Source organism: bacterium, assembly GCA_037147175.1.
Taxonomy (GTDB): domain Bacteria; phylum Cyanobacteriota; class Vampirovibrionia; order Gastranaerophilales; family UBA9971; genus UBA9971.
Map to the genome: position 1 here is coordinate 1 of JBAWVS010000063.1, position 12,005 is coordinate 12,005.

The window sequence follows — 12,005 nt, forward strand, 5'->3', positions numbered from 1 at the left end:
CCCATTAAAGCGGCACGCGAGCTGGGTTCAGAACGTCGTGAGACAGTTCGGTCCATATCCGGTATGTGCGCAAGAGAATTGAGTGGAGTCGTCCTTAGTACGAGAGGACCGGGACGAACGAACCTCCGGTGTACCAGTTGTTCTGCCAAGAGCAAATGCTGGGTAGCTGCGTTCGGAGAGGATAAGTGCTGAAAGCATATAAGTACGAAGCCCACCACAAGATGAGTTCTCTCATAGCATAAGCTAGTAAGTACCCGGGCAGAACACCCGGTTGATAGGTCAGAGTTAGAAGTGTGGCAACACATGTAGACGACTGATACTAATAGTACGAGGGCTTTTCCTAGCAAGTTTATTTTTTACTACAGATCCGCTTCTGCGGGTTTATTAAGTCATTGTTTCAATGATAATAATAAGTTTTTTATTATGCAGTTTTCAGGGTACAATATAAATCCCTGGTAGCCAAGCGGCAGGATCACACCCGTTCCCATCCCGAACACGGTCGTAAAGACTGCTTGCGGCAACAATACTCGGAGGGAGACCTCCCGGGAAGATAGCTAGTTGCCAGGGGTTTTTTATATTATTAAAAAAATCGACTGTAATAAGTCGATTTTTTTGCGTTTAAATTTTTTTGAAGTTAGTAGGATTTATTTTATAATAATGCTAATCTTGCCTTTTAAACTCCAATGAATCAGGTGTAATTTAATGAAATTAATTTATGATTGCAAAGTAGATGAAAAAAATATTTTAATTAATGATACAGATTCTTCTTTTTTTGATGAAAAAAGTTTTATCAAAGGTAGTAATATTTTAATTAATGGTGAGAACTTCAAAGTCTTAAAAAACCTGCTTTATCAGCAAAACATGGCAAATAAATTTGATTTGATTTATATTGATCCGCCTTTTTCAACTAATAAAGTTTTTAGAATAGGAGATGAAAGAACAAGTACAATAAGCGCCGGTTCAAAGGACAGGATTGCATATTCGGATTCTTTGCAGGGAGAAGAGTTTATTGAATTTTTAAGGCAAAGATTGATTTTAATGCGAGAACTGATGTCTGAAAAAGGTTCGATTTATTTGCATATTGATTATAAAATCGGGCATTATGTCAAAATCATCATGGATGAAGTTTTTGGAGCTAAAAATTTTAGAAACGATATTGCAAGAATAAAATGCAGTCCAAAAAATTTTCAAAGAAAAGCTTTTGGCAATGTTAAAGATTTAATTTTATTTTATACCAAAACAGATAATTATATCTGGAATGAGACCGCGGAGGCAATTACAGAAGAAGATGTAATAAAACGTTTTAATAAAATTGATATTAATGGAAAAAGATATAATACAATCCCTTTGCACGCCCCGGGAGAAACGCATAATGGCCTGACAGGGCAAGAATGGCGGGGATTAAAACCTCCAAAAGGCAGACATTGGAGAAGCGAACCTGATGTTTTGGAGCAGTTGGACAAAGATGGTTTGGTGGAATGGTCAAAAACAGGAAACCCAAGAAAAATTATTTATGCGGATGAAGCAGTAAAAAAAGGGAAGAAATTTCAAGATATATGGGAATTTAAGGATTTAATGTATCCTGATTATCCCACACAAAAAAATGAAAAATTATTGGATTTGATTATAAAAAATTCTTCGAGAAAAGATAGTTGGATTTTGGATTGTTTTGCAGGATCAGGAACAACTCTATTTTCTGCATCAAAAAATGGTAGGCAATGGGTTGGAATTGACCAATCGGAACAGGCTATTAATGTGATTAAAAACAGATTGGACAAATTGCAACCGGGTTTATCTGTAAAAAAGAATGATTATCATTTTATCGAGCCAAATTATAATAGTGAAAACTTGGGAATAATTTCTCCTACCGTCTGATTTTTTAAATTTTTGACGTTCAAATCATATAAGTTTTTAAGTTCATTGTTTTCTATTTCTTCTTGAGACAGCCATTTGAGCTGCTTTAAAGCGTCTATAGTTGTAATTGCCCTTGCAGTCATATCAGCGTCAAGAATTTTAACTATAATTGCCTGCTCCAGTTCTAAATTAATTGTTATGCAAAGCCCGCCGGCTGCTGTTTTTGAAATTAACCTGCCTGAAGAAGCTTTTATGATTTCTGTATCTAGTCGCTCGTTTCCGCTGATTAAAAACGGGTTCTCCTGAAATGATTTTTTCATTTTTTCATAATTTTTATCAAGAAAAAGATTTAAAAAACCAATCCCCATTTTAACGACAGGCAAAGCATGTACAGGTGCAGAACATCCGTCAATTCCTATATTTATATTGTTTTCATCAAAATCACAAAATTTTACTACGGTTTTAATTATTTTTTTCTGTATTGGATGGTCTAAGTCAAGATAATTTTTAATATCCCATTTGTTTGCAACACAAACAGCAAGCATTCCGGCATGTTTGCCGGAACAATTATTGTGTAATTGCGAGGGTTCAAGGTTTTTTTGAATTAATGAATTTCTTGTTTTTTTATCAATAGGTTCATGGATTCCGCATTGAAGATGAGATTCTTTTAAACCGATTTTATTTAAAACGGACAGAACGGTTTTAGTATGTTCTTCTGTGCCGGTATGAGAGGCACAACAAACGGCAAGTTCCTGCAAAGTAAAGCCAAATTTATCATAAGCCCCTGTTTCAATAATCAAAGAAGATTGAAAAGGTTTAGCGGCTGATCTTAGCCAAAAATTTTTGTTTTCATCATCACCTGTTTTTAAAATAAGATTTTCTTTTTTATCAACAACCGTAACAAAGCCAAAATGCTGTTTTTCAATAACATTGTTTCTTGTTGTTTCAATTAATAAAGCAGGTTTCATTTACGGTTTAGACAGATCTTGCGTAATTAAACTTGAGGTGTAATATTTTTGGCAGTCTTCTTTCAAAAGAAGTATTCCTTCGGTATCTTTTCTGCTTAAAAAGTTTAAACTTATAAGGATCTCTGCCAGTCCCGGTCTGTCCCCCAAAGATTCTTCCAGTTGTTTTTGTTTTTTTAAAGCTTCGTTGACCTGTTCTATAGTAATTTTGTTAATTTTAATAAAGTATTCACCAAGTCTTATTTTTCCGCTCATATAAAGAGCAGTCCCTTTTATATAATCCGAAGATGGCTTTGCCACAAGATCGGCTTCCATTGCTTCAATAAAATAATTTGAACATTCACACAGATTCCAGTTATTTTTAATTGCTATTTCAACTATGCTAATGTTTTGAGAAACACATTCAAGAAATAAATAAACATTTTCAGAAAGATTTTTTGTCCTGCAACCAAGTTCTTTATTGCCTGTGTAAGTTAATTTCGGGATAAAAAACTGGAGGCAATGGTCTTTTCTGACCACATCCAAGTAGCTTTGCATTGAAGAATTTTCAAGCTGTTCTTTTAATTCCATATAAATAGTTTGTTTTATCCAGACAGGAAGAGTAAATATTTCCTGTATAATTAGTTTAAATGATTTTTGGTGTGAAATTGTCATTATTTTTCCTTAATAAAGATGTTTGGTTTGCTTTTATTATTTTAAGCTTATTTTTCATTTATGTTAAGAGGTTTTTATAAAATAGGTGAAAGAAACTTTTCTGTTCTGTTAAAATATAACTGGAAAAAGATTTTTAGGAGTTAAAACTTTGGAAAAAATAAGAGTTCTAAGTGTTTTTGGGACAAGACCTGAAGCTATAAAAATGGCTCCTGTTGTTATGGAACTTGAAAAAAACAAAAATGATTTTGAAAGTATTGTCTGTATAACAGCTCAACACAGGGAAATGCTTGATCAGGTCTTGAATCTTTTCAATATAAAACCTGATTATGATCTTAATATAATGAAGCACAATCAGGATTTGTGGACTTTAACATCCGGTGTTCTCCTTCAGATGAAGGAGGTTTTTGAAAAAACCCGTCCGCATGTTGTTCTTGTTCATGGAGATACCACTACAGCACTTGCAACAAGCCTTTCTGCGTTTTATGCAAAGATTCCGATAGGGCATGTTGAAGCAGGATTAAGAACTTTTAACAAGCATTATCCTTTTCCCGAAGAATTAAACAGGGTTGTGGCCGATTCGGTTTCTTCTTTATATTTTGCGCCTACGCAGCAATCAGTTGACAATCTTTTAAAAGAAAATATCGCCGCCGATAAAATTTATTTAACGGGAAATACTGTTATTGATGCGCTTTTGTATACAGTAAACAATAATGAATTTGATTTATCGGAATTTAATATTGATAAAAATCTGAAAACTATTCTTTTGACTTCGCATAGACGAGAAAATTTTGGAGAACCGCTTGAAAATATTTGCAAAGCGGTAAAAATTCTTGTTGAAAAAAATTCTGATATTCAGGTAATTTATCCTGTTCATCTTAATCCGAATGTGAGAAAAACTGTATTTGGTATGCTTGAAGGAATTGATAGAGTAAAATTAATTGAGCCTCTTGAATATGCACCTTTTGCAAGTCTTATGAAACAATCGCATATTATTCTTACGGATTCAGGCGGTGTTCAGGAGGAAGCTCCGTCTTTAGGAAAGCCTGTTTTTGTTCTTAGAGACGAAACAGAAAGGCCTGAAGCTGTTGAGTTTGGAACAGTAAAGCTGGTGGGGTCTAACACAGAAAAAATTGTTAATTCCGTTCAGGAACTCCTGGATTCTGAAGAAAAATATAATCTGATGGCTTCTGCCACAAATCCTTACGGTGACGGATTTGCTACATCAAGAATTATTCAGGCTTTAAAAAATAATAAAGAGTTCTTGATAAAGAGCTTAGAAAATAATACGATTTTAAAATAAAGAAAAATCTTATAGTTGCTGTTTAATGACCGAATTCAGCATAAGCTTTATCTCTGTAAGGAAGAGATTTTACAGCACCAATGCCTTTAATTTGTTCTGAGGCAACGATTGTAGCAAGTCTTGCCGACTCAAAAGGTGTGTATCCACAAGCTATTCCGTGTAAAAAGCCGCCGTTAAAAGCATCACCTGCGCCTGTAGAATCAACAACTTCGGCGTCTCTACCGGGGATGGTGTTTATTTCGCCATTATATCCGATAACGCAACCGTTTTTGCCCATTTTTACCGCAACAGTAGAAACACCTTTATCCCAGAAATATTTTATAATTTTGTCGGGAGAAGTCTGGTCTATAAGCCATTCAGCATCGTGAATATTGTTTAACATAATAATATCAACGCAATCAATTATTTCTTCCATCGCTTCTTTTGCTTCGTCAGCATCCCAGAGTCTTTCCCTGTAATTTGGGTCATAAGCTACAAGACAGCCTTTGTCTTTTGCAATGCTAAATGCTTTTTTTACCGCGCCCTTCGCAGAGGCAGAAAGCGATTGCACTATTCCTGTTGAATAGACAATGTTTGCTTGCTGAATATAATCTTCGGAAATATCATCAATTGAAAGATTTGTTGCAGCACTTTTCTTTCTGTAAAATACAAATTCTTTTCTTGATTCTTCCTGAATAGAAAGAATATAAAGCCCGTTATAACCTTCCACAATCTTAATATTGCTTGTATCAAGGTTTTCTGCCTGCCATGAATCAAGTAAATAAGTCTGAAAAGAATCTCTTCCGACTCTTGTTATATATCCCACTTTCGAGCCGAGTCTTGCAGCAGCTACTGCTGTGTTTAAAGTATCTCCGCCGTAATATTTATGTAATGTTTCGGCATATATAAGGCTTTCATTTGTTGAAAGCTCAACCATACATTCACCGATTGAAATTATATCAAGACTGTCAGTCATATATTTTTAATTATTCCTCAAAAGACAACGTTTTTTGTTTATTGTTCAGTTTAAGTTTATTTAACCTCGATTAGATTAATTGGTCAAGATTATTAATGTTTTAAATAATAATGTATCTTTTCAACGATTTCATTAATATCAAAAGGTTTTGTTATATATTCATCAGCACCTGTTTCTTCGCCGATAACTTTGTCTTCTTCCTGCGAACGGGCTGTCACCATAAGAACAGGTATGTGTTTGTACTTGTTATCAAATTTTAACAGTCTGCATACTTTGTAACCGTTGATTTTTGGGAGCATGACATCAAGTATTATAACGTCAGGATTTTCTTCTTTAGCTTTTTTTAAGGCTTCTTCCCCGTCCATAGCTATTATGCTTTCAAACCCTTCGCTTTCGATGAGAAATTTAAGAGTTTCTACTATATCAGGTTCATCATCCACAATCAGAATCTTTTTTTTATTATTTTCTTCTGTCATTTTGTTTTCCTATTTTTTATGAATTGTTACCAATCTCGTATGCCGGATAAGAGGGATTATAAAAGAAAATTTACTTCCCTTTTCCGGCTCGCTTTCAAGCCATATTTTTCCTTTATGAGCTTCTATAAGCTGCATTGCTATAGGAAGACCGAGCCCCGTTCCTCCTACTTCACGGCTTAAAGAGCTTTCAATCTGTTGGAATTTGTCAAAAACTTTAGGAAAATCTTCCTGTTTAATTCCGATACCCGTATCTTCAACAGTAATTTTTACATAATTTTGTTCAGAGTCAAGCTCGTGGCCTGAATCACTATAAAATAAAGTTGTGTCTATAGAATTAGTGCTAATTTCTTCTATATTTATCGAAATTTTGCCGTTATTGGGGGTAAATTTTATAGCGTTTGAAATAAGATTGTTTAAAATCTGTTCAATTTTACTGGAATCACCGTAAATGTTGAATTCATCCAAAGTTTTATTAACAGAAAGCCGAATATTTTTCTTTTCAGCAAGGTTTTCAAAAGTGGACATCACAAATTTAACGGGCTCAATTATATTTAGCTGTTCAAAACGATATTCCATTTTGCCTGCTTCAATTTTAGAGAGATCAAGAAGGTCATTGATAATTCCTGCAAGCCTGTCAACATTTCTTTTCGCGAGAGTAAGAAAATTATCCTGAATGTTTGTTATTTCGCCCATTCTTCCTGACAGCATCATTTCAAGCGAGTTTTTTATGGAAGTTAAAGGTGTTCTTAATTCGTGAGAGACGATAGAAATAAACTCCGATTTCAGTTTTTCAAGCTTTTCCAGTTTTATATTTGTTTTTTGTATTTCTTCATAAAGAAGAGCGCTTTCTAAAGGAAGCGCAACCTGTTTTACAACTGTCTGGAAGCAGGTTGAATCTTCTCCGGAAAATTCGTTTTGTCTGATAATTTCTACAGTGCCAAAAAACTTGTCAACAGTGCTTATTGGCGAAAACATGCAGTCCCAGTTCAATATATTTAAGTCTAAGAGACCATCCTGTTCTTTGATATGCTTTTCTACAGCAATATCAGCTATAGAAAGCTCAAAAGGAAGCTTATTTGTTTCAAACATGCTTTTATAAGAGAGCATTGCCCTTAATTTTAAGGCTTCTTCAAGGGCTTCTGATATCGGATACAGGGAATTTATTATTAAAGTTGCATCCTGAGGCTCATTCATAATAAGAGCGTGGCAAAGCGCGGAGTTTAAGCTTTTATCAAGTCCTGTATTCATAATTGTTATAAGTTTTGTTTTATCGAGAGTTCCTGCAAGTTGAGAACTTATGTTATAAAGCACATTTAATTGGTATAAACTCTTTGCCAGTTCGCTGTTGTTTGTATATAAAATATCAAGAAGCTTTTTAATTCTTAAATGCGCATTTACTGTAGCGATTAAAATGTTTTCGTTAAAAGGTTTTGTAATATATCCGTCAGCTCCGACAAGCACTTCTTCTGAAGGAGAGTCTTTTGAAGTGAGCAGGATTATCTGTGTATCGTTTGTTTCGTTTTGAAGCTTCAGGCTTCTGCAAATACCTGCGATGTTTATATCAACTATTGAAGTGTCAATTATTGCTATATCGGGAGAAAAGTCGTTAGCGAGCTTAACAGCCTCTTTTTCTGTTCCAACAGAAATCGCTTCATAGCCAACGCCGCTTAAAAGACTGATTAAGTCGTTATTTATATCGGGATTTCTTGATAATATAAGAATTTTTGACACGACTTTACCCTTAAATACATTTTATTTTAATCTTGGTATAATTATATTCTATCAATTTAAATAATACACTCAACTTAAATATTTATCTCATTTTCAGGAAATTATGAAAAATGAAATTCAGAGAAGAAAAAGATTTTTTAGGAATTGTTGAAATACCTCAAGAAGCATATTGGGGGATTCATACTTATAGAGCGAAAAAAAACTTTGCTGTTTCGGGATACAAAACGCACAGTGAGTTTATTAGGGCTTTCGGATGTGTAAAGCTGGCATGCGCGCTTGTTAATAAAGATTTAAAAAAGTTGGAACCCAAAAATGAGTTACAATCCTACAAGCAAGAAAAAGCAGAAGCCGTAATCGAAGCTTGTAAGGATTTGGCAGAAGGCAAGTTGCAGGATTATATTGTGGTTGATCCTATTCAGGGAGGGTCGGGGACTTCTTTAAACATGAACGTAAATGAAGTTATTGCAAACAGGGCGCTGGAACTTTTAGGCAAAAACAAAGGCGAATACGAATTTGTAGATCCGATTGAGGATATAAATTTATATCAGTCAACTAATGATGTTTATCCGACAGCTTTAAAAATAGCCTGTATTTTCCTTTTAAGAAAACTGGAGAAAGAAGTTATCTCGCTTCAGGAGAGTTTTCAGGAAAAAGAAAAAGAATTTGCCGATATTGTTAAAGTTGCAAGAACCCAGCTTATGGATGCGGTTTTAATCACACTCGGAAAAGAATTTTCTGCGTACTCGGAAGCTGTTTCTCGTGACAGGTGGAGAATTTATAAATGCGAGGAAAGGCTTCGAGTTGTTAATATTGGTGGAACTGCTGTAGGAACAGGTCTTTCTGCTCCTAAGAAATATATTTTCGGAGTTATAGACAAATTAAGGGATTTGACAGGAATAGGACTTGCTCGGGCGGAAAATCTTGTTGAAAACACCCAGAATCTTGATGTTTTCAGCGAAGTCAGCGGAATCTTAAAAGCGCATGCCACGAATTTAATCAAAATTTCAAACGATTTAAGGCTTATGAATTCAGGACCCGTGGCGGGTTTGGGTGAAATAAAACTTCCGCCTGTTCAGACCGGTTCGTCAATCATGCCCGGCAAAGTTAATCCTGTAATTCCCGAAATGGTTGTGCAAGTCGGTATAAAAGTGCTTGGAAATGATGTGATAATAAATCAATGCGTGGCTGGCGGGCAGTTTGAATTAAATCAAAATATTCCTATGATTGCGTTTTCAATTTTAGAATCTCTTGAAATTCTTATTAACGCTAATAAAATATTAAGAGAAAAATGTGTTGACGGCATTATAGCTAATAGAGAAACAATAAAAAAGCAAGTTGAAAACAGCCATGCGACTTTAACGGCATTAGTATCGGAATTGGGTTATAATAAAGTTTCAGAGATTGCTAAAGAGCTGGAGGGAACTAATTTGTCAGTAAAAGAATTTTTGATACACAAAGAATATCTTACAGAAGAAAGGTTTAACGAGTTAACCTCGCCTGAAGCAGTTTTGTCACTCGGGCATAATAGTTGAATAATCAGGAACAAGTTTGGCATTTGTAACGTCAAAGTACTTGATAATTTGATAAAGAGCTCAAAACAAGTTATAATTAAGTCTGTCATTCTGAGCGACCAACGGGAACGTGAGAATCTATTAAAATAATAATTTGATTGCAATACAGATAGATTGCCACGTCGGCACTTTGTGCCTCCTCGCAATGAAAATGAATAACAAATAGGCATTTAAGTACAAATTTATAAACAGAAAGACCATATTGCAAAATTTAATAGAACAAAATATAAAAATCCAAAACAAAGAAAGCAAACTTTGTTTTGTGGGGGTTTCTCTTGCTGAATCAGGCTCTGTAGAAACTGGAATAGCAATTATAGACAGAGATTTAAATTTGTTGAGAGTGGATAAATCCTATAATCTTAGCGAATTAAAATCAAACCTCTCAAGCATTGCGCCGGCGGAAAGCATCGTGGCATGTGTCGGCATGCCAAGAAACATGATGATGCTTAACGGAAAATGGCGGATAGAATCAAAATTGACAAGATCTTTTAAGCTGGGAAACTTTGAAAGTTCTAAATATAGTTGGACACAAAGATTTAGCGACAGGGGTTCCGAGCTGTGTAAAGATTTTAGGGAAGAAGGCATGGAAGTTTTTAGATATAACTGCGATTATACAAAAAATACTCTCCAGATAAACGCGCCTTACAGGTCAAGATCTCCGGCAGCGTGTAAGTATTTGCAGATGATTATTGAAAAAAGGCTTAATATTTCCGGACTGCCGTCAAATTTAATTCCATTGCCGGCTATGAATGCTATTATTGGGGCTTATACAGCATGGAAAATGGCTACAGATGTAGAAAATGAAGGTTTTAAACAGATTGGCATCCATAAGCAAATTCCTGTAGTTAGTGTTATTTCTATTTAGTCTAATTTTTAAAAGGTTCTAAAAATAATGCAGTTGCTCAGAAAAACTTTTGTTTTAGAAAACATTAAAAACATAAATACGGGTTTTATTGAAAATTTTATCGAAACAACCGGATTTAAACCATTGCGGTGGGCTGTTGTGGAGATTGAAGAAAAAGAAAATAAATTTTCTGTAGAAGCAGTAATTATTAAATAATGTAACAAAAAATCGGTCTAAGTGTAATTTAAACTTTTGAGAATACTTTAATAATATATAGGCATTTATATAGAGAGAAAATATATGGGATTTGATATCAACAAGTTTATTTCTACAAATCCGTTTGCAAATCAGGGACTGCAAGCCCAAACTTTGCCTGTAAGTAGACCTGTTTCTCCAGAGAGTCAGGGAGTTATTGCAGCGGGTAATCCTTTCAAACAGCAGGTTTCATTTGCCGGGCTTCAGGGCAGAACCGAGAATGGGTTGAGTTTCCTCAGGCCTGAGCAGGGTCAAACCGGTCTTGGAAATAACGCCATTGTTACACAAAACGGCGAACTTGGAAGAAAACTTTTCGGAATAGCATAAGAAAAAAGCTCTATTAAGAGCTTTTTTTGTTAAACTATCTTTTATGAAAGAAGATTGTTTTATAGATTTAATTAAAAAAACACTTCCCGAATCAGCGCATTTTATCGGGGATGATACTGCTTATATTCATAAAAAAGATTTAATTGTTACGCAAGATACGCTTATAGAAAACGTTCATTTCAGAAAATCTTCGACTTCCCCGTATTTATTGGGGAGAAAAGCAATAGCGGTAAATTTAAGCGATATTGCAGCAGCCGGAGGAGAACCTTCTTATGTGCTAATTTCTCTTTCTCTGCCGGAAGACACAGATGAGCTGTTTGTAGAAGAGTTTTATAAAGGCGTTCATGATATTTGTAATGAATACGGAGTTTTTGTGGTTGGCGGAGATTTAACAAAAGCTTTTCAAATTACAATAAGTGTTTGCGCTTTGGGATTTGGCAACGGCTTAATTCCCGCCAATAGAAGAAATGCAAAAGTCGGTGATTATGTAATTGTCACAGGAAATTTTGGCTCAAGTAAGGCAGGTTTTGAGATTTTGGAAAATGCAGATAAATTTGAAAATAATTTTTCCGGAGAAATAAAACAAAAATTTGTTGAAGCACATATAAATCCTGTGCCTCGAATAAAAGAAGGAAGAAAAATACTTGAATTGGCTAAAAAACCTGCATTAATGGATGCAAGTGACGGGCTTGCCGATGCTTTGTCAAAGATTTGCCTGCTAAGTAATGTTGCAATGGCTATAAAATTTGATGATATTCCATATGATAAAGACTTATCTCTTATAGCAGATGATGAAACAAAGATTTTTAAGTGGATTTTATTTGGCGGGGAAGATTATGAACTTGTTGGGACTGTTTCAGAAGCTTCTTACAAAGAGCTTATGGAGGCTAAAGTTACTGTAAAGAAGATAGGAACAGTAATTGCTGCTGATGAATCACCTTATCCTTTTATTAACTATAAAAATACTATGATTAAAATTGATTCCGAAATAATAAAAAAAGAACTTTTTAGCCATTTTGCGGATTGCGAGCAGAGGCAGAAGGACGGGCTTTGCCCGACCGAAAAGCCGTTTA

General features: G+C 34.8%; 12 protein-coding genes and 2 rRNA genes. 9 read left to right on the top strand and 5 right to left on the bottom strand.

Annotated elements, in window-relative coordinates; translation table 11 throughout:
- From WCG23_11865 to WCG23_11875, 3 genes are all read left to right on the top strand, one after another.
- Window positions 1–343, top strand: a 23S ribosomal RNA gene (locus tag WCG23_11865); the annotation flags it as partial.
- A 108-nt stretch (window positions 344–451) separates the two neighbouring features.
- Window positions 452–567, top strand: a 5S ribosomal RNA gene (rrf, locus tag WCG23_11870).
- Between the two features lie 294 nt (window positions 568–861).
- Complete coding sequence (locus WCG23_11875) at window positions 862–1,875, top strand: site-specific DNA-methyltransferase (protein MEI8390565.1); 1,014 nt, start codon at window positions 862–864, stop codon at window positions 1,873–1,875.
- On the opposite strand, the gene WCG23_11880 is transcribed toward WCG23_11875, so the two are convergent.
- Together WCG23_11880 and WCG23_11885 are read right to left on the bottom strand one after the other, a co-directional pair.
- Window positions 1,833–2,822 (bottom strand): asparaginase, encoded by a 990-nt coding sequence (locus tag WCG23_11880; protein ID MEI8390566.1) that lies wholly within the window; start codon window positions 2,820–2,822, stop codon window positions 1,833–1,835. The two genes, WCG23_11875 and WCG23_11880, sit on opposite strands and share 43 nt — an antisense overlap.
- Window positions 2,823–3,473 carry a hypothetical protein gene (locus WCG23_11885; protein MEI8390567.1) on the bottom strand — a complete coding sequence of 217 codons (651 nt, stop codon included), beginning with the start codon at window positions 3,471–3,473 and terminating at the stop codon, window positions 2,823–2,825.
- A gap of 148 nt (window positions 3,474–3,621) precedes the next feature.
- Here WCG23_11885 and wecB point away from each other — a divergent pair, with 148 nt between their 5' ends.
- Window positions 3,622–4,773, top strand: coding sequence for a UDP-N-acetylglucosamine 2-epimerase (non-hydrolyzing) (gene wecB, locus WCG23_11890; GenBank protein ID MEI8390568.1), 1,152 nt, complete (start codon window positions 3,622–3,624; stop codon window positions 4,771–4,773).
- A 22-nt stretch (window positions 4,774–4,795) separates the two neighbouring features.
- Here wecB and WCG23_11895 read toward each other — a convergent pair whose 3' ends face one another.
- The 3 genes from WCG23_11895 to WCG23_11905 form a co-directional block, all read right to left on the bottom strand.
- Complete coding sequence (locus WCG23_11895; GenBank protein MEI8390569.1) at window positions 4,796–5,728, bottom strand: sugar kinase; 933 nt, start codon at window positions 5,726–5,728, stop codon at window positions 4,796–4,798.
- Between the two features lie 92 nt (window positions 5,729–5,820).
- Window positions 5,821–6,204 carry a response regulator gene (locus tag WCG23_11900; protein ID MEI8390570.1) on the bottom strand — a complete coding sequence of 128 codons (384 nt, stop codon included), beginning with the start codon at window positions 6,202–6,204 and terminating at the stop codon, window positions 5,821–5,823.
- Window positions 6,205–6,213: 9 nt separating this feature from the next.
- A complete protein-coding gene (locus tag WCG23_11905) occupies window positions 6,214–7,935 on the bottom strand; it encodes an ATP-binding protein (GenBank protein ID MEI8390571.1) in 1,722 nt (573 codons plus the stop codon).
- Window positions 7,936–8,045: 110 nt separating this feature from the next.
- On the opposite strand from WCG23_11905, the gene WCG23_11910 reads away from it, so the two are divergent.
- The 5 genes from WCG23_11910 to thiL all read left to right on the top strand — a co-directional run.
- Window positions 8,046–9,467, top strand: coding sequence for an aspartate ammonia-lyase (locus WCG23_11910; GenBank protein ID MEI8390572.1), 1,422 nt, complete (start codon window positions 8,046–8,048; stop codon window positions 9,465–9,467).
- 241 nt (window positions 9,468–9,708) lie between these two features.
- On the top strand, window positions 9,709–10,371 hold the full coding sequence (locus WCG23_11915; protein MEI8390573.1) for a hypothetical protein: 663 nt from the start codon (window positions 9,709–9,711) through the stop codon (window positions 10,369–10,371).
- A gap of 27 nt (window positions 10,372–10,398) precedes the next feature.
- Window positions 10,399–10,566 carry a hypothetical protein gene (locus WCG23_11920; protein ID MEI8390574.1) on the top strand — a complete coding sequence of 56 codons (168 nt, stop codon included), beginning with the start codon at window positions 10,399–10,401 and terminating at the stop codon, window positions 10,564–10,566.
- An 84-nt stretch (window positions 10,567–10,650) separates the two neighbouring features.
- Window positions 10,651–10,932 (top strand): hypothetical protein, encoded by a 282-nt coding sequence (locus WCG23_11925; GenBank protein MEI8390575.1) that lies wholly within the window; start codon window positions 10,651–10,653, stop codon window positions 10,930–10,932.
- A 43-nt stretch (window positions 10,933–10,975) separates the two neighbouring features.
- On the top strand, window positions 10,976–12,005 hold a 1,030-nt coding region (gene thiL, locus WCG23_11930; protein MEI8390576.1), incomplete at its 3' end, for a thiamine-phosphate kinase.